The sequence below is a fragment of the Bdellovibrio bacteriovorus genome, from assembly GCF_002208115.1.
GTDB lineage: Bacteria > Bdellovibrionota > Bdellovibrionia > Bdellovibrionales > Bdellovibrionaceae > Bdellovibrio > Bdellovibrio bacteriovorus_C.
This window is the reverse complement of sequence record NZ_CP020946.1, coordinates 3244837-3266106: the sequence shown is the minus strand read 5'-3', so window position 1 is coordinate 3266106 and position 21270 is coordinate 3244837. Positions and strand designations below refer to the sequence as shown.

Genomic DNA, 21270 nt, shown 5'->3' with positions numbered 1-21270 from the left:
GAGTGAGAATCGCGGATAAGATGTCTTTCAATCAGGTAAACCAGAATCTGACCAAGAACCGGTCGGAGATGGCTGATTTGCAGAATCAGGCTGCGACTCAAAAGCGCATCAACAAGCCTTCGGATGATCCTTTGGCTTCGGCGCGTGTTCTGACGGCAAGAACCGAAGAACGCGGCAACACCCAGTTCATCAAAAACATCAATAACGCCCGAAGTTTCCTGGAGTTTTCAGATCAGTCCCTGAGTGAGCTGACTGAAATCCTGGTGCGTGCAAAAGAACTGGCGGTCAGCCAGTCGAATGATGCCAGCGGTAATGAAGAAAGCCGTATGGTCACGGCCAGCGAGATCGAACAGATCTACAACCAGTCCATCCAGATCGGGAACCGCAAGCTGGGTGAAAGATATATTTTCGGGGGTCAAAAGACCCAGACAACGCCGTTCAATCAGTCCGGCGAATATTTCGGTAATGATGCTGACATGAAGATTCAGACCCAGAAGGACTCCTTCGTGGCGATGAACCTTCCGGGCAGTAAAGTCTTCCTGGGTCGTGGTTTGGGCGGGGACGGGATCGTTCGTGCCCAGTACGAGACGCCGACCGATGTTGAGTCCCTGAAGGACTTCCAAAACAAGGAAATCGAGCGTCAACAGATCAACGAGGAAGTGGACTCTAACTTCCTGACCACGCGAGGTCCTGCGTCAGAGTCTGGCCGTCAAAACCGCTCGGACAAGCAAGATCCGGTCACAGGCTCTGTGGGCGTGAATTTGTTCTCGACGCTTAAGAATCTGGAGATTTCCCTTAAAACCAACGATAAAGCGGGGGTTCAGGAGGCTTTGGACACCCTGGATCAGGCTATTTCCCAGGTGGTTTTGGCTCGATCCGAGGTTGGGTCCAGAATTATGGCCGTCAATAGCACCACCGATTCCCTGCAAAAGGCCGTGGTGGACAATAAAGTAACGGCTTCTCAGTTGGAAGATGCCGATGCTTTCCAGGTTATTTCCGATATCAATAAGACCGATAGCACCCTGAAAGCGACTCTCGAAACGTCGGGTAAGCTTATTCAGCCAAGCCTTCTTGACTTTCTAAGATAAAAATAATACCTACAGTTCCGCTTAAAACTACCGATAACGACTGCAGCAAAAGGAGTTGTCATGCTGGTTCTCACACGGAAGTTGGGTGAAAGCATCGCTATCGATGACCACATCAAAATCAGAGTAGTTCAAATTAAAGGTAAACAGGTCCGCCTAGGTATCGAAGCGCCCAAAGACACGAAAATCCACCGTGAAGAAGTGTACGTTGCGATTCAGGATCAAAATCAGCAGTCTGCTACCACAGATGCCGATAAAACACGTAATATCGCTAAGTTGTTGAAACCATAATAGGTTTTAAAAGACTTGGGAGCAAAAAGGCCTGGGGCAGAGATGCCGGGCCTTTTTTCGTTTCTAAAATCATCGACCCGCCCCCTCGGCAGGGACGTCTTTTTCTTTCCTATGGCCGCTGTCAGCCTGAAGCGCCCAGTCAAGTCTACTAGATTTTAATTGAGTCTCCCTAGATTTAGGTCCAGATTTATACATGTATTCACCATCATAGCGCCTTGGTGTGTCTAAAATAAGGGTGAATCCTGAGTACCTTTTGGGAGGATGAATGATCATTTCAACATCGCGATTCGGCCAAGTTGAGCTGAAACAAGAAGATGTTCTGACTTTCACCGAAGGCCTGTTGGGCTTCGCTGATTTGCGCAAGTTCGTTCTTCTTGACGATCCGAATGATGAAATCTTCGCATGGTTGCAGAGCTGCGAAGCTCCTGCGATTGCCTTCCCTGTTCTTGAGCCTGAACTGTTCGCTCCTCAGTACAAAGCAACCCTGACCAAAGGGGACATGGAAGCTTTGAAACTGACGGCTCAGGACAAAGCCCGTTATTTCTCTATCGTGACTATCCCGGATGATCCTACTTTGATGACTGCGAACTTGAAGGCTCCAGTTGTCGTGAACATCGAAGCCCGTACGGCTCGTCAGTGTGTTCTTCAGGATAACAACCTGGCTATCCGCGAGCCTATCTTCACCAAGCTGCAACAGCGTGTGGTGCAGAACCCGGCTGTCGCAATCAAAAATCAATCCACGGGCATCGATGTGGCGACCAAGCTGCATGTTGTTCGCGACGCTGAACTTTAATCTTTAAAGATTCAGAAAATGAAAAAGGAGCCCCAGAGGCTCCTTTTTTTATTTTAGCCCCCGTTGTCTATTCCAAGGCATTCAGCTCGGCGTTTTTTTCAATCAACGAAGACTCCAGACGGCGGATCTGCTGCTGTTGTTGTTCGACTGCGCGCTGGGTTTGAAGCAACTGGCGGCGCAGGGAATAGTCACTGGCGGTGGACTCATAGATATTTTCCTGCAGGGATTGGATCTGGGAGCGGCGGATGGCGATTTCCTCCTGCAGGTTGCTGCGATCCTGATCCAGATCCGACAAGGCCTGGGCGCGGGCCTGTTGCACGCTTTGCGGGCCTTGCAGAGCCTGGGATGACAGCAGCAGCTTTTCATTTTGCATCAGTTCCAGTTGTTGCTGCTGCTGCAACAGCAGGTTGTTCAGATCCTCCAAGCGGGTTTGTTGGGCCGTCAGATCGTTGGTGTTCTGCTGCCAGTAAATGATCTCATCCTGAGTCTGACGGATGTAGTTTTCCTGAGAGCGAATGTTTTCATCGATCTGACTGCGCGCCACCTGGGCCTGGCTGCTTTGCAGGCGCAGGGCTTCGTCTGCCCGGCGATTGATGTCTTCGGCCAGACGGTCGTAGGAGTTCAGTTCACTGATGAAGCTTTGCAGTTCCAGGCTGCTGTTTTGCAGTTCGGAAGAAAACGTGTCGGCTGTCGGGGCCTGGCTTTCCTCCTGCTGCCGGGCGCGCAGGCTTTCCAGGGTCTGTTGGGACTGTTGCAGGTTTGTGTTGGCCTCCAGAAGCTGCTCTTGCAGGGTCAGGGCTTCCTGTTGCAGGCGGGCCTTGGTGGCCGTGATGGCGCGATTTTCAGGCGGAGCGGACACGACAACAGGGATAGAGGCGGGACGACGGGCGCGGGTCCGCTCGGCCTGCTCGACCAAGGCGTCCTGAGTGGTTTTGATACCTTTGTAGGAAAAATAGAGCCAGACGGATGCGCCGATAATCACGGCCAGACCCAGCAGGAAAAAATTCTTTCGTGTCATGAGGCCCCTTGAACAGACTAAGTTTCAAGGGGTGTGGGCTCAATCAATACAAAGCAAATCTGCGACGGAACAAGAAGGGCTTTGCTCTTAGGCAAGCCCCGTGGTCTTTAGGCCTGTTCCAGTTGCGGCAGGGATTTTTCAGTCTTGGCACCCAGACGTTTCAAGTCTTCGACCTGATCGATCAGATTGCCACGTCCTTCAGAAACTTTTTTCAGAACATCTTCATGAGCTTTCTGGGCGGCCCCCAGTTTTTCACCCAGGTGCTGAAGGTCTTTCAAAAGACCGGCGAACTTTTCATACAGCAAGCCGCCGCGTTTGGCGATTTCCAAAGCGTTCTTTTCCTGGCGATCCTGTTTCCACAAAGCGGCTACAGTTCTTAGGGTTGCCAGCAAAGTGGTCGGACTGACGATCGCGACGTTTCTTTCCCACGCGTACTGGAAGATTTCCGGTTTCAGTTTGAAGGCCAATGCAAACGCCGGCTCCAAAGGCATGAACAAAATCACAAAGTCCGGAGAGATCAGCTTGTCAGCAGCGTGATATTTCTTTTCGGAAAGACCGTCGATGTGCTTTTTCAGGGAATCGATGTGCAGTTTCCCCAGACGTTCCTGCTCTTCTGTGGTTTCCGCGGAAGAATACTGCTCATAGGCGATCAGGGTCATTTTGGAATCGACGATCAGATGCTTTTCATCCGGCAGGTTCACGATCACATCCGGGCGCAGGATCTGGCCGTCTTCGCCACGCAGATCCATGTCTGTTCCCTGGATCACGTACTCTTCACCTTTGCGCAGTCCGGATCTTTCCAGAATGTTTTCCAGAATCAGTTCACCCCAGTTTCCTTGAGTTTTCACTTCGCCTTTCAGCGCCTTGGTCAGGTTCTGGGTTTCCGCGGACATGACTTTGTTCAGTTCCATCAACTTGGTCAGCTCTCCACGCAAAACACCGCGCTCGGAACGTTCGGTGGAATAGGTTTCTTCCACTTTTTTCTCGAAATCCTTGATGCGTTCTTTAAGTGGCTCTAGCACAGAAGCGATGTTCTTGTGATTCTGGTCGGTGAACTTGGCGGATTTTTCTTCAAAGATCTTTTGCGCCATCACCTCAAACTGGGTGTTCATGCGCTGGGACAGCTCTTCCTGCTGTTTGCGGGTTTCGACCATCAGGTTTTTTTGTTCCGACAGGCTTTGTGAAAGAAGATCATTTTTCATCTGCGCCGTGGACAGGTCGGCTTCCAACTGGGACTTTTCAGAGGCAAATTGCGCTTTCAGCTTGAAATAAACCAGCAGTCCGGAAATCACCGCGCCGGCAGCAAAAGCCACTAAAGTCATGCCATTCATAAAAACCCCCTTCATTCGGAAAACCTCCTTCTTTTGCCCTTAGAAATTCTTTTGGTCACGCGAAAAGAATCTGATACAAAGAGGTTGGATTTTAACCCTTAACAATGCGATGCAAAATGACCTCTGCGACCCAGATTAAAAGTATTCTTCTCGCTTTTCGCCCTAAAACTCTGACCGCTGCCCTGGTGCCCTGTGTGGCGGGAACGGCGCTGGTAAAGGCCATTGGTCTTTCCTGGGATGGCTGGGTTTTGTTTTACGCATTGATGGCTTCTTTCCTGATTCAGATCGGGACCAATCTGGTGAACGATGCCGTGGACTTTAAAAAAGGCGCGGATACGGAAAAACGCATTGGTCCTCAGCGCATCACTCAGGCCGGGATTTTGACGGCGAATCAGGTGATGCTTCTGGGTTCATTGTGTTTTGCTTTGGCCGTGCTTTGTGGAGTGCCGTTGGTGCTGAAAGGCGGCTGGGTGATTGTGGCCATTGGTGTGGCGTCGGTGCTGATGGGCTATTCCTATACCGCCGGTCCGTTCCCGCTGGCTTATCTGGGCTTGGGCGACTTGTTTGTGATTATCTTCTTTGGTTTGCTGGCGGTGACGGGGATCGTGTTCCTGAATACGGGCGAATGGCTGACTGAAGCCTTTGTTTTGGGGCTTCAGATTGGTTTGCATGCCACGGTGCTGATTGCGATCAACAACCTGCGCGATCACGGTGGTGATCGTCTGGTGAACAAAAAAACCCTGGCGGTGCGTTTTGGCGTGCAGTTTTCCCGTTGGGAGATTGCGGCCTTGGCATTTCTGCCGTTTGTTCTCAATCTGTACTGGTGGTTTGAAGGTTACAAGATTGCGGCGATTGTTTCGATGTTTGCTTTGCCACTGGCGGTGAAGATCACGAAAAATGTTTTCGCCACGGAACCAAGTCCGGCGTACAATAAATTCCTGGGGCAGGCTGCGGGTTTGCATCTGCTCTTTGGACTTCTTATCGCGATTGGATTTGCCTTTTGATTAAGATCAGCTACAGCCCCTACACTCTGAAGCCTGTTCAGTCCCTGAATGCCACAACAGTGGCCACCGCGCGTGAAGGGATTCTGCTGAAGGTCGAGTGGAATGACGGGCTGTATGGCTTTGCGGACCTGCATCCGTGGCCAGAGCTGGGGGATCTGTCCCTGGAAGAACAGCTATCTGATCTGCGCATGGGTCGCATGACCACTCAGATTGAGCAAAGCATCTGGCTGGCCCGTCGGGACGCGCTTCTTCGCAAAGAAAAAAAGCACGTCTTTGATGGCGGCGAAAAAATCAAAAACAACTATCTGCTTTCTCATTACCAGGATCTGAAGTCCGGATTTCTGGATGGACTGAAAAACGAAGGCTATACCACCCTCAAAGTCAAAATGGGCCGAGATCTGCCAAAAGAAGCAGACATGCTGACTCATATTGCCGCTTCGGGCCTGCGCATGCGTCTGGATTTCAACGCCCTGGGAAGCTGGCAGACTTTTGAAAAGTTCATGGTGAATCTGCCATTGACGGTGCGACCGCTGATTGAATACGTCGAAGATCCATTCCCGTTTGATTTCCACGCTTGGGGCGAAGCCCGCAAGCTGGCAAAAATCGCTTTGGACAATCAGTACGACAAAGTGCCCTGGGGCAAGATTGCTTCCGCGCCTTTTGATGTGATTGTGGTGAAGCCGGCAAAGACCGATGTTGATAAAGCCGTGGCCCACTGCCTGAAGTGGAATCTGAAACTGGCCGTGACCAGCTATATGGATCATCCAGTGGGGGTGGTGCATGCCGTGGGTGTGGCGATGGAGCTAAAAGACAAGTACGGGGATATGATCCTTGAATCCGGCTGTCTGACTCATCGTCTGTACCAGATGGATTCTTTCTCGGCCGAGCTTTCCACCCAGGGACCGTATCTTTTGAAAAACAAAGGCACCGGCGTGGGCTTTGATAAATTGCTGGAGGCCCTGACGTGGTATCAGCTCAAAGTCCGATAGATCTTCACTCAGACGCCAATGAAATTCTGCTAAACCCCCGCTGGCCGGAAGCTGACTATCAGGCGCTGTACAGACTTGCTGAAAAAAGTCAGAGCGAAAAAAATCTGAAAGGCCATGTGTGGATTGCGACCTCCGGTTCCACTGCGAACTCGATTTCGGCAACCAAGCTTGTGGCTTTGTCGAAACAGGCACTGATGGCCTCGGCTCGGTCCGTGAATCTTCATGTGCAAAGTTCGGCCAAGGATGTGTGGACGCAGGTGCTGCCGCATTTTCATGTGGGGGGCCTGGGTATTGAAATTCGTGCGCATCTTAGCGGGGCCCGGGTGGTGAAGGCCCTGAAAGACGGACGCTGGGACGTTCAGCACTTTTACGATGTGCTGGTGTCTGAAGGCTGCACTTTGTCGGCGTTGGTTCCGACGCAAGTTTATGATCTGGTATCCCACGGATTGAAGGCGCCGGCCACTTTGCGAGCGATCGTCGTTGGCGGTGGGGCCTTCGAGGTGGATCTTTATAAAAAAGCGCGCGCACTGGGGTGGCCCGTTCTGCCCAGTTATGGAATGAGTGAGACCGCCTCGCAGATCGCCACGGCGTCCTTGGACAGTCTGATGCAGGAGGAATTCCCACCCGTGGGTTTGTTGACTCATGCGAAGGCTCGGCAGAATGACGGCGGCTATCTGGAAGTGTGGGCGCAATCCCTGTTCACTTGCTATGCGCAGAATACCGAAGCGGGTTCGCGTGTGTGGGATCCGAAAACGACGGATGGCTGGTTTACGACCGAAGACAAAGGGTCCGTTGTGAATGGCAATCTGCTGGTCGAGGGTCGCAGCAAGGACTACGTCAAGATTGGTGGCGAAGCCACCAACGTGGCAAGACTGCGTTCTGTACTGGAATCCTGCGCTTTGTATTTGAATCCGCACTGGCCGACTCAGGTGACATTGCTGGATGTGCCTTCTGACAGGCTGGGAGCAGAAATTCATCTGGTCAGTCTTTTGTCGGAAGCTGACACGGACAAAGTCCTGCAGTTGTATTCAGAAAAAGTGCTTCCCTTTGAAAAAGCACGTAAAATTTATTATATGAACGAGATCCCGCGCAGTGATTTGGGAAAAATCCTGTGGGCGGAGCTGAGGAGAAAACTATGAAGCGCGAAGAAAACCCCTGGTCCCAAGGCATCGTTCTGATCTGCACGAAGTGCCACAAGTCCATCAGCCCCAAGTTGCTGGAGGAAGAAGGCAACAGCGCTGATAATCTGAAAATGTTCCTGAAAAAATCATTCAAGGAAAGTGGCGACGGTTCCAAGATCCGAGTAGTGACAACCAGTTGTCTGGATCTTTGCATCGACGACACTCAGGCCGTGACGTTTGCCTCCACCAAAGGTGAAACAGAAACTTTTGCGATCCATCCTGAAAAGGACCGCGAAAAGCTTCTGAAGCACCTGCACGAAAAGATCAAATAGTTATTGAAGGGTTCCGGTCAGGCTGGTGCCCGACAGTCCGCCTGAACCATAGACGGTGACATTCAGGGTTTTTCCGGCCATGCCGGCGGTTTGAATGTACAAAACTGCTGCGCCCATTCCACTTGAAATTGTGACTGTGCTGCCTGCGAAAGGGGCACTGCAGTTTGGATCAGTAAAGACAACATTGGCGCCCGGATCCGGCGACAGTCCGATAGACACTGTCGTGGCGTGACTTTGAGTGGCGATGCGGAAGATGCCCGCGGCATCCGCAACCCCGATAGAAAGCGGTTTGCACGCACCAGCCTGCATATCAAATGGCGCCAGCTTGAACTGCACAGCCGGAGTGCTGATGTTCATAATCGGCGTATGGTTCGTTAATCCCGCCGCATTCACATTGAAATGATAAGTTCCCGCATTGGCGGCGGCTGCACGGAAGTACACCTTTTTAAGGGCGGTGTTCTTGGCTACGATCGCCGTGGTTGCCGGGGTTGAGCAGGATTCATCAGTAAAGAACTGGCCCAAATTACTTTCCTGCGTGGCAAGATTCACGGTCAGGTCCCCGTTGACCGGCAGCATGGTGCCGTTGGCGTTCATGGTCACGACGTTATAGGCATTGCAATAGCCGTTACCGATATCGCGCGGTCCCCACAAGTCCAGCTTCGCAGCAATAGACTTGCTGCTCATATCCACACGGAAGTTCAGAGGAAGGGTGTCATAGCTATAGCTGTTGCCGGTGGCGCCCGTGACACTCACGCTGACCGAGGTCATCGTGTCAGAGGAGGTCGCGTCCGAGAATTTAATGTAGCCGGTAATCAAGGGATTATAGCTGCTGAAAGTGTAGCTGGAGGTCACTGTGCCGCAGGAGGCATCGGAATAGAATTTCAGACGGGCATCGCTTGCCGCCACATCCAGAGTGCCGCCGAACTGATCGTAAGCACTGCTGTTGTTATAGTTGTTGGATCTTAAGCGGAACGGATAGCAGATGTTCTTGTAGATCTGGGAAATGTGCTCGTCCAGTGCCAACCAGCGATAGCTGGATGAGGCCTCTGAATTTCTGAGTGTCACATCTGCCGCAGTTGTGCTTGCACGCAGGGCCGAAGTGTTGATGACTTTAAAGCTCAGAGTTCCGTCAATTGGCGTCGATGGGAAACGATAATAGATTTCTGTATAGCCCGCTGTCGCCGGGATGGTGAAGGTGTCTGTTGTGTTCGTATCACTTTGACAGTCGCTCCAGGTTTTGTAGGCGGTGATACCGCTGTAAGTGGAGCCTCCTGCCGATTTGCTAAGCTGGAAAGTCACATCTGCAGAATGGATCGCGCGTTGACCATTTTCGGTGTTAAGGAAAACCGAGAATGAGCCGCACTGATTCGATCCTGCAAACCCGCGTGGCCAGCTTTTCTCAAGAACCACAACGGCCGCCGCTCCGGAATTGGATCCGTTTCCTGGGGTGTTGGCGTCGCCATCCACCAGGGTGAGTGTTTCCGTGTCACCGATCACCGAAGAACCTTTGATATAGATATAATCCACATCGCTGCCGGAAGAACCGGTGGTGATGCCCCAGATATTTTGCAGGTCATTCTTGGTCAGATAAATATCAAAGCTGCCGTCAGAGCAGTCTGAATCATTGGTAAGGCCAGCGGCCAAAGCCGTGTCTGTCAGGTCCGGGGATGAAGGCGGCTGATGCCAAATGCTTTTATCAAAGCTGACCAGAATGGTGCCTACACGGGAGTCGCAGCTTCCCTGCACGCGGGCATAGTTCTGGGCATCGAAGTCCTGTTCAAACGGACTGTTGCCCTTAAGGGAAGGAGCCGGAAGCTTCTTACCCAGGGTTGAAAGCTGCATCTCGGGCTCTTTACACCCAGTCAGCGCAAAGACTGTCAGGATAAAAACTATGAGATTCTTGCCACTTACGTCCATCATGACCTTACTCATCGACAGGTCCAGTGGACCCCTAAAGATTCAAACTGAGAATCTTTACCAAGTTTTGTCGGATGTAAGATTGCCGCATCATTCTGAGCTTACAATCCTTGAGTCCCCTCATATAAACGGACATAGTAGGGACGAGGTCTCGCTATGAAACAGATGGTACTTTTCGCTCTGATGTTGGTTTCGGTTCCTGCCTATTCGATCCCGATTCCTGATCCGGTTCCCGGGTTGCAGGCGGCGCTGCAGTTTTGCGCGAGCATCGAAGATGACAACGAAATCCCCCGCTGCGTGCGTCTGGAAAGCGGCGCGAACTGGGTGAGCAAAGAGGCTTTGCCAATTTGTCGTCATCAGAATTTTGATTCTGACCGCGTGAACTGTCTGGCGGGTGTGGTGAATCGTGATATTCGCCCCGAGGAAGTGGACGTGTGTGAGTCGCTGACTTTTGATGACGAAAAGGCCCGGTGCCTTGCCGAAATTCAAAGGCCTTTCCCGTACCGCACGCGTTTGAAAGTGGATGCCCGTCCGGGGTTGCAGGCGGCATCGCGCTTGTGTCAGTCCTTCTTTTATGATGAAGACAAGCGCCGTTGCCTGAACGAGATGTCAGCCGCAGAATTGTTCACGGCGGAAGCTGTTGGTTTTTGTGCGGATCGTTTTAGTGATGACGAAAAGATTCAGTGTCTGGGAAAGCTTCGTAACAAGTTTATTGTGCGCGAGGAGGTGCTGATGTGTGAGAGGGTCTTTGATGATGCGGGGAAGCTGTCTTGTCTTGAAGGGGTGCAGCGCAAGTATCGCCTTGCAGCTGAGCCTTTTTGAACGGCCTTCAGCTGCTCGGTTATTGTGAAAAGTCTTACTTGGCGGGGCTGATTTTGCAGACTTCGACCAGGGTTCTTTCTTTTACGAGTGCGTAGATCTCTTCGATTTCTTTGTTGGTCACGGCGATGCAACCCAGTGTCCAGTCATACGGGTGAATTTTGCTGATGCGCTCGTATTTCTGTGGGTTGGATGGCAGACCGTGAATCATGATGTCGCCACCTGGGTCTTTACCCTGGGATTTTGCATAAGCGATGTCTGCTTTGTTCGGATAGTCCACATGCAGGGACTTGGTGAACTGGCTCTTTGGATTTTTATAATCGATGGAATAGATGCCTTCCGGAGTTTTGCCGTCACCCTGGAACTGTTTGTGACCGATAAAGTTCCAGCCGAATGCCACCGTGTAAGTTCTTAGCAAGGTTTCACCAGAAATCAGGTACAACTGGCGTTTGTCTTTGGAAACCACGATACGCTCAATATTCAAACCTTCGCGCTGGATGCGCTCCACGGATTCACGACTGCGATCCAGCAGCTTGTCGATTTGGGTCATGTCATCGCAGTACTTGTAAGAACGGTCCGTGGCTTTGGAACCGGCAAAAGACTGCAGGGAAACAAGCGTCAAAGCAATAAGGGGGAAGATGAGTTTTTTCATGAGGTCCTTTGTAACACAAGGGACCTCACTTCTGAGAATTGCAATGGTGGAATTTGCTGGATAACGGTAAGAAATGCCTGACTGTCTAGGGACTAGACAGCTGCTGCTTCAGCTTGCGGCCCTGCCGGGCCTCCAGCTCTGCCGGCGACTGCCGACTAGCGGCCCCAGCCCTGTTCGCTTTTGATTTGTTCGCGGATTTGTTGCTCGATACGCTCGGCTGGGATGACAGGGCCTTTACCCACGCCGGGGCAGAAGGCTTTGACGTCCTTGGCCCAGGATTTGGCGTTCATAACCTCGGGCCAGAACGGCCAGGTTCGGCATTGGGTCGGGCGGGCCTCATAGACGCTGCAGCCTTTGCCTTTCAGGAACATGCAATCCGGGTTTTTCGGGTCTTCTTTCAGGTGCCAGATGCCGCCGGTCATATCGCAGTATTTGCGGGTGAAGTCACCGGTGCGCATTTTCAGGTGTTTGGCAAAACGCTGGCGGTCTTCAAGGCTCAGGTACACAAAACCGTATTCCCCGTGGGAAGTGCAGCATTTGCCGGAACCGGTGCATTCGAAACGAACGCCTTCACGCCACCATTCTTTTCCAGTGAATTTGAATTCTTCCATGTGCGCTCCTCTAGCAGCCCTGACCGGTGGATTCCAGATAAGGTTCCAGACGGGATTTCATCAACGACGGCAAAGTCGTCTTTTGTTTTGTCTTTCCATCCACCAGAGCATGAACCATGGTGACGACGGCGTGAGTTTTGTCTTTTTGAGTGAAGACGTACTTCATTTTGAAGGAAGTCTCGCCAAAACTGGCGACCGCCACACTCACTTCATAGGTTTCTCCCGGGATGAACGGCGCCAGAAAGTTGGATTCTGTGTGGCGCAGGGGAATCAGCAGATCACGGCTGCCAAACCACTCGTTCCAGGTATAGCCGGCGTCGACGATGAATTCTTCAAATGCATCGTGGGCGAAACCAAAAATATTTCCAAAAAACATGATTCCCGCAGGGTCGGCGTCCCTGAAGGTGATGGTCTTTTTCGTGCGAAAGACTTTATTCATAATGTCTCGGACTTTACGGCCTTGAAGCCCTTGACAGCAAGCAGATAAATCGCGAAGTTAGCGGGACTATTCGACCTCTTCAGGAGTTAAAATTGCAACGCAGCGTCATTGATCTTAAAGTCTATGATCCAAAGGATTTTCCGGCGTACCTGCCAAAGCTGAACAAGCTTTATGACGACCTGTTTTCCGGCGGCAAAGGCTTCCGCGCAAAATTGATCCGCATGATGTCCGCTCACCTGGGTATTGAACCCAAAACTGAGCTGCTTTTGTCCCAGACCATTGAATTTATTCACAATGCTTCTTTGCTTCATGATGATCTGATCGATCGTTCTCACCTTCGCCGTGGTAAAACGGCCGCGTGGCTGAAATACACGCCCGAGTACGCAGTTCTGGCCGGCGACTATCTGTTGGCGCGTGTGATGGTGAATCTGTCCGGTCACGGCAACATCAAGCTGGTTCAGTACACCGCGGAAGTGATTTCTGATCTGTTGGAAGGTGAATGGCTGCAGGATTCTGTGGTGGGTGATTTTTTCGTCACCATGGAACAACTGGATCGCATTCATAATCTGAAAACGGCAAGTCTGTTCAAGTGGTGCATCCGTGCGCCGTTCATCGCGCAGGAACGCTACGACGAAGAACTGCACAACATTCTTTCTGAGATGGGCACACTGCTGGGACAGTTGTTCCAGCGCAGTGATGACCTTCTGGATTACGACATCCGTAACGACGAAGGCAAAGCCATTCTGGGTGATTTGAAATCTGGTTACCTGAATTCCTTCGGGGCGTTCATGTGTGCCGGGGCCACTCGACATGAAATTGATCACATTGTGAAATCCAAAACTTTGGAGCAGTACTACGAAAACGTCGGAGGCAAAGCACGCTTTGATCAGAAGCTGGCGGAATTCGACGAGATCAACCGCGGCCTGATCAAAATGTATGATCACCATCTGGAACGTCTGAAGTCCCTGTTGAAGCCGGGCGAAGAAAAGCTGATTGATCAATTGCGCCCGCTGACCGAGATTCTGTACTGGAGAAGGAAACCTTCGTGAGTGAACTGATCACGCTTTCCAAAAAAGACGCGAAGTTTGAATCCTACTTGCTGGGGACATTCTCCAAAACTCACCGGGCTCTGCCGCAGCAGACCCTGAACGTCAATTCCGCTTCCGAGCTGGTGACGTTTCGTGTTCTTCCTTTGAGTGAAATCGCGAAGCCCTCTTTGTGGGCGAAGCTTGCTCAAGTATACAAGGTGCGCACCTTCCTTCTGATTTTCCTGCCGCTGTTTTTGATTCTGACCAAGAATATTGATGACCACACCATGCAGGATCCGGTGACCACGGCGATCGCGACGATTGGGGTCTTGCTGGCGTTTATTTCCATCAACCTGCGCAACGACTACATGGACCACATGAAGGGTGTTGACCGCGTGCTGGAGCGTTCCGGCAGTCGCGCCATTCAAAATGGCTGGATCACGGCTGCTCAGGTTAAACATCTGTCTTCGTTCTTCCTTTTCATGGCTTTGGTCTGCGCGGTGCCGCTGGTGTTTGCTTTCCCGCAACTGGCGGGGATCTTTGCTGTCAGTTTGACGGTGGGGTTGTGGGCTCAGTTTAAAAAACAGAACTCATTCAAGTACCGTATCGGGGGCGAGTTTGCTCTTTTTGTGATGCTGGGGCCTTTGTTGACTGTGGGCTTCCAGATCGCAATGGGTGTTCCTGGTGACGTCGAAGCCTTCTGGCTGGGCTGCGTGTGGGGTTGGCTGGTGCTGTTCGTCGTGCACCTGAGAAACTTCATGAATATCTTCCCGAGCAGTCAGGCGGGTTTCACCAACACCGTGAACTGGCTGGGGTTTGACAAGGCCCGCCGCCTGATTGCCGGCTGGTGGATTTTGTTCCTGATCTTCAATCTGGTTTACCATCTGAACTACGCCGGTTTTTACTGGGGCGTTTATCTGACGGTGGTTCTGGCTTTTGCGTCCGTGGGCTTCATCTATAAACTGAAAAACATTTCAAGCCCTGTGGGCAGCGAGATGCGCAAGGTGTTCCGCTCCGGTTTCTACTTGTTCCTGATCGCCATTGGCATGTGGGTTTTTGAGTGTCTTTGGTACCTGCTTCGCTAGACGGCGGCCTTCGCATTTGTGTTCGGGCTTCCGCTCCGGAAGTCCACGACAAGGCTGTCGAGTGGGCGTCTTTTCTGAAGGCACCGCTGAATCCTGAAAATCCCGAACAATACTTCTTTCATTTCTTTGTCGAACCTGAGGGCGTGTTTGTGCGCGATCAGGAAAAGCGCCTGCTTGAAATTGATTTCGATAAAAACCATCTGGACTACGAACGCAAAGGGCACCGGGGAAAAAACGAATTGATCGCCAAAGCGCTGGGGGTTGCCAAAGGGGCGCGCCGGGTTTTGGATCTTTCGGTAGGTATGGGGATCGACAGTGTGTTTTTGACCCAGTTGGGATTCACCGTGATTGGGGTCGAGCGCTCACCGGTGCTGTATGCTCTTTTGAAAGAGGCCTTCGCGCGCACCCAAAAGGACTATCTGAAGTCCTATGAACTGCACTTTGCCGACAGCCTGCAGTTTTTGAAACAGAACAAGGGTCTGCTTGAAGTGGACGCCATTTATTTTGATCCGATGTATCCGCACAAAAAGAAATCCGCACTTCCCAAGCAGGAAATGGTGGTCTTCCGTGATCTGGTCGGTCACGACGACGACGCCAGTCTGGTTTTGCAAGAGGCCCTGACCTGGCCGGTGAAGCGCGTGGTGGTGAAGCGCCCGATGCAGGCCGAAGAGCTTTTGCCGGGTGTTCGTCATTCTTACGAGGGAAAGGTGGTTCGCTATGATACTTATGTGGTTGGGTAGTTTTGTATTGATGTTGCTGGGGCTTTATCTTTCCCAAAAGTACGTGGCGGTGGTTTTCTCAAACCTGCAAAAAAGCTTTCTGGAAAAGGGGTTGGAAACAACTCTCGGAAAAATGTTCATCCGCGCTGTGGATGTGGTGGTGCTGGAAGCATCCCCGCAAAAATCTTTGTATTCTGGTTTGGCGCTTTTGAATCTGCGTGTTTTGGGAACTCGTCCCAGTGTTTTGCTGATGTGTCTCAGCACGCTCGGTGCATGGTGGGTGCTGATTTTGGGGCTGCTGTTCATGAGCTTCAACGGAAACTTCCTGCTGGGGCTGGCCGGTGTCGGGCTGCTGACTGTGTTCATGTCCGTGCAGGTGAAAAACATTCTGGGCTGGGTTCTGGGCACAGGCCTGTTCCTGGTCGGGGGCGAATCCATGCTTCGCAACGCCAGTATTCTGATGACGACCCTGGGACAAAGTGAGCTGGCTTATTTCCTGGCCGATGGGCGCTTTCCGACGGTCATTGCCTTGTTCTGTCTGGCAGCTTTGATCAGTTTGATTGTGCAACTGGAGTTCTGGTCCCTGGCGTTGGCTTTGGGGTTGCTATTAACCAACACCATCTCTTTCAACGCGGCTCTGGGGCTGGTTGCGGGGGAGCGCGTGGGTCGCATGATCTTCTTCTGGTGGCAAAGCCGGTCTTTGAATCAGGAATGCCGTCGCGTCGGTTCTCAGTTTGCGATGGTCTCGGCCAGCGGGGCGTTTTTGGGAATGATGGTCGCAGGTGAGGTGCGCACCTTCCTGAATTTGGGCTTCACCACGGGCACGGCGGGGGCTCAGGATAAGACTCTGCAGTTCGTTTTGCTGTTTGCTTTGATTTTGACCGTGCAGTTTGTGGCCCAGATGATCTGGGGTCATTTCGGGGGTAACGCGAAAGTCGATGAAATGCAGGCTTCCCGCTATTTCGGACCGACCTGGAAGCGCTGGGAGCTTTTGTCATCCACAGTGATGACCTGGGCCCGCGAGAAAGTCCACAAACGACACAGCGAGATCCGCTATCACCTTCAGGGGTTAGGAAGTTTGAAAGAAGGGCAGGTGCCCGAACACATTCAAGCCCGACTAAAGGCCGAAGAAGAACAACTGAATCTGTTCCTTCACGACTGGGCGTAAAAAAGAATTTAATATAAGCCGTCATGGCAAAAGAACAAGACGAACTCAAAGAGCGAATTTCAGAACTGGAACATGAACTGGCGGTGAAAGAGGCGGAACTTCACCGTTACCGCCTTGAGCTTTCCAAGGCCAACGGCGCCCTGGAAAAGATGATTGCTCAGATCAGCCAGGAACTGAAGCTGGCGCAGGTCATGCAAAAGTTTCTTTCCCCCACAGAACTTCCCAACGTTCAGGGGTTTGAGTTCAGCACCAAATTCCTTCCCGGCACCCGTTCGGGCGGTGATTACTTCGACATCTTTGAACACGAAGACAAACTTAAATTCGGCATTCTGATTTCCAGTGCCAGCGGCTATTCGCTGTCTTCGGTACTGCTGTCCGTGATTATTAAAATTTCTTCCCAGATCGAGGCCCGTCGCGGGCTTGAGGCTCACAAGGTGCTGGCGTTGCTGGCCAAGGAAGTGGTGCCGTCCATTCAGAATGAAGACAAAGCCAGTGTGTTTTACGGGATCGTCGACCGCCGCAGCTTTGAAATGCAGTACTGCTCTGTCGGGAACATCGATGGCTTCATGCAGGTCTATGGTCAGGACAGTCTGGTAGAGCTTCTGCCGACCGGTCCAAGTCTGGGCAAGGACTTTAACACGGAGCCACAAAGCCGTGTGATCCAGCTCAATCCGCGGGACCGTCTGATTTTGGCGACCGAAGGGTTGAAGCTTTCCCAGAACTCCCTGGGCGTGAACTGGGGTGGACATGGGATTTCCGAGGCGATTTCTCGGGCCCCGAAGCAGGGTGTGCATGAACTGCGTAACGAGATTCTGCTCGCGAATGAGCGATATTCAGGAAAACCGGATCCCGTCCGGGACCAGACACTGATCGTCACAGAGGTTAAAGACCGAGTCATCAAACTTGCCAGTCGGTAAAAGCGGCTCCTGGGGCGAAATCGGTCTCCGGGAAATTTGATTTTTACTATGTTTTCAGTCGCGGGGTTTATCAGACCTTGGGGCGGGAACCGCGTGACAACTTGTGAAAACTCCTGTTAAGTCTACAATGTTTAAAAAAAGAAGTATTTGATAAGTCAGAAAGGAAACTACGATGGCTGAAGTAAATATCTATGAAGGCGCCTTGGACAAGGGTTTGGAAGGCGTTGTTGCATGTACGACGAAAGTATCTTTTATCGTCGGTGATTCTCTGAATTTCCGTGGTTACACGATCGATGATCTTGCTGCGAATTCAACTTTTGAGGAAGTAACTTACCTTCTTTGGAACGACAAACTTCCAAATGCTCAAGAGCTGGCGGCATTCTCCACTCAACTTCGCAATGAAATGGCTTTGAGCCCTGATTTCATCAAAGTTTTGAAAGCAATCCCTACCAACGTACACCCAATGGGTTGGTTGCGTACGGCTGTTTCTTTGATGGCTCACTGGGATTCTGATGCTAACGACAACGGCGCTGAAGCAAACTTGCGCAAGTCTGTTCGTTTGACAGCGAAAATGGGAACTCTGCTTTGCGCATTCGATGCAATCCGCAAAGGTAAAGAGCCTGTAGCTCCTAAAGCTGACAAATCCATGGCTTGGAACATGATGTACATGCTGGGTGGCGGAGCTGAGCCAAAAGCTGAGCACGTAAAAGTGATGGACACGTGCTTGATCCTTCACGCTGACCACGAGCTGAACTGCTCTGCATTCGCAACTCGCGTAACGGCTTCTTCTTTGTCTGACCTTCACTCTGCAATCGTTTCTGCGATTGGCGCTTTGAAAGGTCCTTTGCACGGTGGTGCGAACGAGCAGGTTATTTTGATGCTTCAAAAAATCGGCACGATGGAAAAAGCTCAGCAGTTCGTTAAAGACGCTTTGGCTGCAAAAGAAAAAGTTATGGGTATCGGTCACCGCGTTTACAAAAACGGCGACCCTCGCGCTCGCATCCTGCGTGGCATGTCCGACAAGCTGACTAAAGATGCTGGTATCCACCACATGTATGAAATGTCCACTTTGATCGACGACACCATGTTCAACGAAAAAGGTTTGATGCCGAACGTGGACTTCTACTCTGCAACTGTTTACTTCTCTATGGGCATCCCGACAGATCTGTTCACGCCGATCTTCGCAGCTTCCCGTATTTCCGGCTGGTGCGCACACGCCTTCGAGCAGTACGCAAACAACCGTATCTACCGTCCTCGTGGCAAATGGGCAGGCAAAGAGGGTCTGAAATGGACTCCAGCCAACCAACGCTAAGAATTTCGGTTTAAGATCGAATGAAAAAGGGAGCTGAAAAGCTCCCTTTTTTTATTTGTCTGAATGATCTGAAAGAAGCTTCAGATTTTTTTGGATCCAGTCCATCTGGTTGGCCACACTGACATAGGCGGCGCGACTGTAACATTCATTCGAAGTGACCGGGTCGCCTTTGTATCTGAAAGTGGCATGGGTGATGCCGATGATCACGGGCTCGCCGTTTTCGTCTGCTTTCAGCAAAGGTCCGCCGGAATCCCCCTGGCAAATGCCGATGCCGTTTTTCTGATTGCCAATCAGATGGGTCTCATTGATTTCAGAAATGATCGTCGGGGTGGAATGCAGCACGCCCCGCTCTTTGACTTTGGATCCTTCCGAGGTTTTACCATAGCCGATCGCCAGGTAAGCCGTTGGCTGATCCAGAGTTGGCTGGGCCTGCAGCCCCAGGATTTTCAGACGTGCTGGTTTGGGATCACGGATCTTGATCAGGGCGATGTCATAGGCGCCCAGTTTTGATGTGTCCCGTTTGTAGTCTTCGTGAGTGATGACTTTGTCGATACGGATGACTTTTCTTTTTTCTTCCAGCGGATTCAGGCCATAGGCAATATCATATTTGGCGTCTTTTTCATCCAGGCAGTGGGCGGCTGTCAGGATCACGTCTTCAGTAATGAAGGCCCCGGTGCAGATGCCGGAACTTCTGAAAAGAAAAGAGCCTTTGGTCCCACGAACCATAACGACCCAGTTGGCGCGAGGGTCGGTGTTGGTGACACGACGACCGCCGACGATGGCTGATTCATCACCGTCAGGCAAAGAGTGTTCTGACGCTGACTCTTGGGCAGACGGCGCGCAGGCACTCAGCAGAAATAGAAAACTCAGAAAGCATTTTTTCACAAATCACATCTCGCAGGATTTAAGGGCTTTGGAGTTTTGCCCAGACACCAGTTTTTTGCAAGTGTCGGGGATCGTTTCTTTCCGAACTTGCGCAATTTGCAGGGCGCGGTACAGACCCGAGGAATGCACAGCTTTAACGCCTTCAACAACTTTAACTTTCAAAGACGGATCTGCTTCTTCAGACGCGAAGAAGCAGCCATAGTTCGATTGTTTTTTAGGCAGAACGTTTTGCAGTTGTGACACAACCTTGGCTGCCAGGACATCCGAGAAGTCTTCATTCAGGAACTGGGTGGAATCCTGTTTTTCTGTCAGGCACGCCTTCGCAGTTTCAAACTGCTTTGCATGGGCAAACACGTGATGGGCGAACTCGTGCGCCAGAATGGAAACGCCATAAGTCGGCAGCTTCACAGACATCCAACTGACTTTGATGCCCGTCAGACCCGGACTGGCAAAATCAGAAATGCCGAGGTTCACCAGATCATCACAAAGCATGTCGTTTTCACCAAGAGTCTGCGACAGCAATGCGCCCAACATCAGGGTTGAGGATGCGTCCATCTTTTTAAGCATTTCCACTTGCAGCATGTCGGTGCGGGCTCTGTCCGTCAAAGACTGAGCCAGGGACTTGGACAGATCATTGATAGACTCAGGCATATAGACGCTGATCTTTTTTACGATCTCATAGGCGGGGTCCTGAGAATTCAGGTTTTTTAAAACCTGTTCTCGCACCACTTCCACTGTTTCCTGGAAGGCGGTCACATCTTTGACTTCCGGATACAGATTAAGTCCCTGGTACATGCGCACTTCGCAGGCTGATTTCAGTCCTGGAGCCTCAGAAAGACGTTTTTGCAAGCGGGCTTTAAGGTCGGACTTTGCCAGATTGGTACGGATAGTTTCAGTCTGCAGTGGCAGTGCATCGGCGATGGCCGTGTCCTTCAATGTCAGGGTGTGAACCAAGCGCACGCTGTAAGAGCTTTGAATCAGGTCCTTCAGCTCAGTTGCGTCTGCGGCCCCGCCTGCTTTCACGCGGGCGAACACACCGTGATCCAGGTCGATAAATCGGAAGCCAATGGCTTTATTCAAAGTCTCCTGCATTTGCAGTACGAGGTTGATTTCAGCGCGGGCTGCGTCCATCACAGTTTTGTCTGAATGCATGGCCAACAGATAGGCCTGAGGTCCCTGCAATTGGGCCCGTTGATTGGCCTTGGCGAAATCATATTCACCAATCTTGGCAAAGATCGTATTCCGGTTGGATTCTGAAATGTCCTTGCCACTCAGAATATAGATGACTTTGATTAAACGCATTTGCGTTTCGTTCAGTTCTGCAGTGGCAAACTCAGACTCTTTTTCCTGCAGTTGATTCAGGGTGGTGGTGTGCAGTTGCACCTTGGCATTGACCACGTCCTTGAGGCGGGCTTCCAGATGTTCTTGGTAATATGCTTTTTGGGTGTCACTTGGCTGGGCCGCCTTCGCCATCAGATTTGCGTAGGAAATTTCTGTCGACTGGGATGCGCACAGATCCTGATAGCACAGTTGTTCTGAGGTCATTGCGGCTCTTTCCGCTTTCTGTTTTTCGGTCAGGGGAGCGGCGGTTTTGGCGATCTTGGCAGTGCGCACGGAATTGTTGGACTGCTTTTTACATGCAGCCAAATTTACGCTGACAGCAACCAAACCCAGAGTCATAAGTGACTTTGACCATCTCATTTTGAGACCTCCCAAAAAAGTTCAACAGCTGTAGATCTTTTATGCGATGAACT

At 51.4% G+C, this 21270-nt stretch carries 22 protein-coding genes; 14 read left to right on the top strand and 8 right to left on the bottom strand.

The window, feature by feature from the left end:
• Positions 1 to 2 precede the first annotated feature (2 nt).
• The 3 genes from flgL (at position 3) to fliW (ending at position 2169) form a co-directional block, all read left to right on the top strand.
• Positions 3 to 1088 (top strand): flagellar hook-associated protein FlgL, encoded by a 1086-nt coding sequence (gene flgL, locus B9G79_RS15670; protein WP_232468790.1) that lies wholly within the window; start codon positions 3 to 5, stop codon positions 1086 to 1088.
• A gap of 60 nt (positions 1089 to 1148) precedes the next feature.
• Positions 1149 to 1376 carry a carbon storage regulator CsrA gene (csrA, locus tag B9G79_RS15665; RefSeq protein WP_038451346.1) on the top strand — a complete coding sequence of 76 codons (228 nt, stop codon included), beginning with the start codon at positions 1149 to 1151 and terminating at the stop codon, positions 1374 to 1376.
• Between the two features lie 265 nt (positions 1377 to 1641).
• Positions 1642 to 2169: a flagellar assembly protein FliW gene (fliW, locus tag B9G79_RS15660; RefSeq protein WP_011163118.1), complete on the top strand. Its 528-nt coding sequence runs from the start codon at positions 1642 to 1644 to the stop codon at positions 2167 to 2169.
• Between the two features lie 67 nt (positions 2170 to 2236).
• Here the strand turns inward: fliW and B9G79_RS15655 are convergent, their stop codons facing one another.
• On the bottom strand, positions 2237 to 3187 hold the full coding sequence (locus tag B9G79_RS15655; protein WP_088566325.1) for a hypothetical protein: 951 nt from the start codon (positions 3185 to 3187) through the stop codon (positions 2237 to 2239).
• Positions 3188 to 3294: 107 nt separating this feature from the next.
• Positions 3295 to 4533: a DNA recombination protein RmuC gene (locus B9G79_RS15650; protein WP_088566324.1), complete on the bottom strand. Its 1239-nt coding sequence runs from the start codon at positions 4531 to 4533 to the stop codon at positions 3295 to 3297.
• A gap of 101 nt (positions 4534 to 4634) precedes the next feature.
• On the opposite strand from B9G79_RS15650, the gene menA reads away from it, so the two are divergent.
• The 4 genes from menA to B9G79_RS15630 are packed head-to-tail and all read left to right on the top strand — an operon-like array spanning position 4635 to position 7964.
• Positions 4635 to 5522, top strand: coding sequence for a 1,4-dihydroxy-2-naphthoate octaprenyltransferase (gene menA, locus B9G79_RS15645; protein ID WP_232468788.1), 888 nt, complete (start codon positions 4635 to 4637; stop codon positions 5520 to 5522).
• A complete protein-coding gene (gene menC / locus B9G79_RS15640; protein WP_088566322.1) occupies positions 5519 to 6511 on the top strand; it encodes an o-succinylbenzoate synthase MenC in 993 nt (330 codons plus the stop codon). The genes menA and menC overlap by 4 nt, the downstream gene beginning before the upstream one ends.
• Positions 6487 to 7650, top strand: coding sequence for an AMP-binding protein (locus B9G79_RS15635; protein ID WP_088566321.1), 1164 nt, complete (start codon positions 6487 to 6489; stop codon positions 7648 to 7650). Before menC ends, B9G79_RS15635 begins: the two co-directional genes overlap by 25 nt.
• Positions 7647 to 7964: a (2Fe-2S) ferredoxin domain-containing protein gene (locus tag B9G79_RS15630; protein WP_015089717.1), complete on the top strand. Its 318-nt coding sequence runs from the start codon at positions 7647 to 7649 to the stop codon at positions 7962 to 7964. Before B9G79_RS15635 ends, B9G79_RS15630 begins: the two co-directional genes overlap by 4 nt.
• On the opposite strand, the gene B9G79_RS15625 is transcribed toward B9G79_RS15630, so the two are convergent.
• A complete protein-coding gene (locus tag B9G79_RS15625; protein WP_232468786.1) occupies positions 7965 to 9884 on the bottom strand; it encodes a hypothetical protein in 1920 nt (639 codons plus the stop codon).
• A 153-nt stretch (positions 9885 to 10037) separates the two neighbouring features.
• Here B9G79_RS15625 and B9G79_RS15620 point away from each other — a divergent pair, with 153 nt between their 5' ends.
• Positions 10038 to 10703: a hypothetical protein gene (locus B9G79_RS15620; RefSeq protein ID WP_088566319.1), complete on the top strand. Its 666-nt coding sequence runs from the start codon at positions 10038 to 10040 to the stop codon at positions 10701 to 10703.
• Positions 10704 to 10737: 34 nt separating this feature from the next.
• Here B9G79_RS15620 and B9G79_RS15615 read toward each other — a convergent pair whose 3' ends face one another.
• The 3 genes from B9G79_RS15615 to B9G79_RS15605 all read right to left on the bottom strand — a co-directional run bounded on the left by B9G79_RS15615 (position 10738) and on the right by B9G79_RS15605 (position 12402).
• Positions 10738 to 11352, bottom strand: a complete 615-nt coding sequence (locus B9G79_RS15615; RefSeq protein WP_088566318.1) for a L,D-transpeptidase family protein — start codon at positions 11350 to 11352, stop codon at positions 10738 to 10740.
• 155 nt (positions 11353 to 11507) lie between these two features.
• Positions 11508 to 11963: a YkgJ family cysteine cluster protein gene (locus B9G79_RS15610; RefSeq protein ID WP_088566317.1), complete on the bottom strand. Its 456-nt coding sequence runs from the start codon at positions 11961 to 11963 to the stop codon at positions 11508 to 11510.
• Positions 11964 to 11973: 10 nt separating this feature from the next.
• A complete protein-coding gene (locus B9G79_RS15605) occupies positions 11974 to 12402 on the bottom strand; it encodes an acyl-CoA thioesterase (protein WP_088566316.1) in 429 nt (142 codons plus the stop codon).
• A 92-nt stretch (positions 12403 to 12494) separates the two neighbouring features.
• Here B9G79_RS15605 and B9G79_RS15600 point away from each other — a divergent pair, with 92 nt between their 5' ends.
• From B9G79_RS15600 to B9G79_RS15575, 6 genes are all read left to right on the top strand, one after another.
• The gene (locus tag B9G79_RS15600; RefSeq protein ID WP_088566315.1) at positions 12495 to 13451 is read left to right on the top strand and encodes a polyprenyl synthetase family protein; all 957 of its coding nucleotides are present in this window, start codon (positions 12495 to 12497) and stop codon (positions 13449 to 13451) included.
• On the top strand, positions 13448 to 14515 hold the full coding sequence (locus tag B9G79_RS15595; protein WP_088566314.1) for a prenyltransferase: 1068 nt from the start codon (positions 13448 to 13450) through the stop codon (positions 14513 to 14515). Before B9G79_RS15600 ends, B9G79_RS15595 begins: the two co-directional genes overlap by 4 nt.
• Positions 14491 to 15255, top strand: coding sequence for a class I SAM-dependent methyltransferase (locus tag B9G79_RS15590; RefSeq protein ID WP_232468784.1), 765 nt, complete (start codon positions 14491 to 14493; stop codon positions 15253 to 15255). Before B9G79_RS15595 ends, B9G79_RS15590 begins: the two co-directional genes overlap by 25 nt.
• Positions 15233 to 16402, top strand: a complete 1170-nt coding sequence (locus B9G79_RS15585; RefSeq protein ID WP_232468782.1) for a hypothetical protein — start codon at positions 15233 to 15235, stop codon at positions 16400 to 16402. The genes B9G79_RS15590 and B9G79_RS15585 overlap by 23 nt, the downstream gene beginning before the upstream one ends.
• 23 nt (positions 16403 to 16425) lie before the next feature.
• A complete protein-coding gene (locus tag B9G79_RS15580; RefSeq protein ID WP_088566311.1) occupies positions 16426 to 17319 on the top strand; it encodes a PP2C family protein-serine/threonine phosphatase in 894 nt (297 codons plus the stop codon).
• A gap of 172 nt (positions 17320 to 17491) precedes the next feature.
• Positions 17492 to 18631, top strand: a complete 1140-nt coding sequence (locus B9G79_RS15575; protein ID WP_011163135.1) for a citrate synthase — start codon at positions 17492 to 17494, stop codon at positions 18629 to 18631.
• 51 nt (positions 18632 to 18682) lie between these two features.
• Here B9G79_RS15575 and B9G79_RS15570 read toward each other — a convergent pair whose 3' ends face one another.
• A complete protein-coding gene (locus B9G79_RS15570; protein ID WP_088566310.1) occupies positions 18683 to 19516 on the bottom strand; it encodes a S1 family peptidase in 834 nt (277 codons plus the stop codon).
• A 3-nt stretch (positions 19517 to 19519) separates the two neighbouring features.
• The gene (locus B9G79_RS15565; protein WP_088566309.1) at positions 19520 to 21217 is read right to left on the bottom strand and encodes a hypothetical protein; all 1698 of its coding nucleotides are present in this window, start codon (positions 21215 to 21217) and stop codon (positions 19520 to 19522) included.
• Between the last annotated feature and the right edge of the window lie 53 nt (positions 21218 to 21270).

Coding starts and splice junctions, on each gene's coding strand:
- csrA (WP_038451346.1), top strand. CDS start 1,149: ATGCTGGTTCTCACACGGAAGTTGGGTGAAAGCATCGCTATCGATGAC.
- B9G79_RS15575 (WP_011163135.1), top strand. CDS start 17,492: ATGGCTGAAGTAAATATCTATGAAGGCGCCTTGGACAAGGGTTTGGAA.
- B9G79_RS15610 (WP_088566317.1), bottom strand. CDS start 11,963: ATGGAAGAATTCAAATTCACTGGAAAAGAATGGTGGCGTGAAGGCGTT.
- B9G79_RS15650 (WP_088566324.1), bottom strand. CDS start 4,533: ATGAAGGGGGTTTTTATGAATGGCATGACTTTAGTGGCTTTTGCTGCC.
- fliW (WP_011163118.1), top strand. CDS start 1,642: ATGATCATTTCAACATCGCGATTCGGCCAAGTTGAGCTGAAACAAGAA.
- B9G79_RS15605 (WP_088566316.1), bottom strand. CDS start 12,402: ATGAATAAAGTCTTTCGCACGAAAAAGACCATCACCTTCAGGGACGCC.
- B9G79_RS15580 (WP_088566311.1), top strand. CDS start 16,426: ATGGCAAAAGAACAAGACGAACTCAAAGAGCGAATTTCAGAACTGGAA.
- B9G79_RS15615 (WP_088566318.1), bottom strand. CDS start 11,352: ATGAAAAAACTCATCTTCCCCCTTATTGCTTTGACGCTTGTTTCCCTG.
- menA (WP_232468788.1), top strand. CDS start 4,635: ATGACCTCTGCGACCCAGATTAAAAGTATTCTTCTCGCTTTTCGCCCT.
- B9G79_RS15625 (WP_232468786.1), bottom strand. CDS start 9,884: ATGATGGACGTAAGTGGCAAGAATCTCATAGTTTTTATCCTGACAGTC.
- B9G79_RS15585 (WP_232468782.1), top strand. CDS start 15,233: ATGATACTTATGTGGTTGGGTAGTTTTGTATTGATGTTGCTGGGGCTT.
- B9G79_RS15630 (WP_015089717.1), top strand. CDS start 7,647: ATGAAGCGCGAAGAAAACCCCTGGTCCCAAGGCATCGTTCTGATCTGC.
- B9G79_RS15620 (WP_088566319.1), top strand. CDS start 10,038: ATGAAACAGATGGTACTTTTCGCTCTGATGTTGGTTTCGGTTCCTGCC.
- B9G79_RS15565 (WP_088566309.1), bottom strand. CDS start 21,217: ATGAGATGGTCAAAGTCACTTATGACTCTGGGTTTGGTTGCTGTCAGC.
- B9G79_RS15655 (WP_088566325.1), bottom strand. CDS start 3,187: ATGACACGAAAGAATTTTTTCCTGCTGGGTCTGGCCGTGATTATCGGC.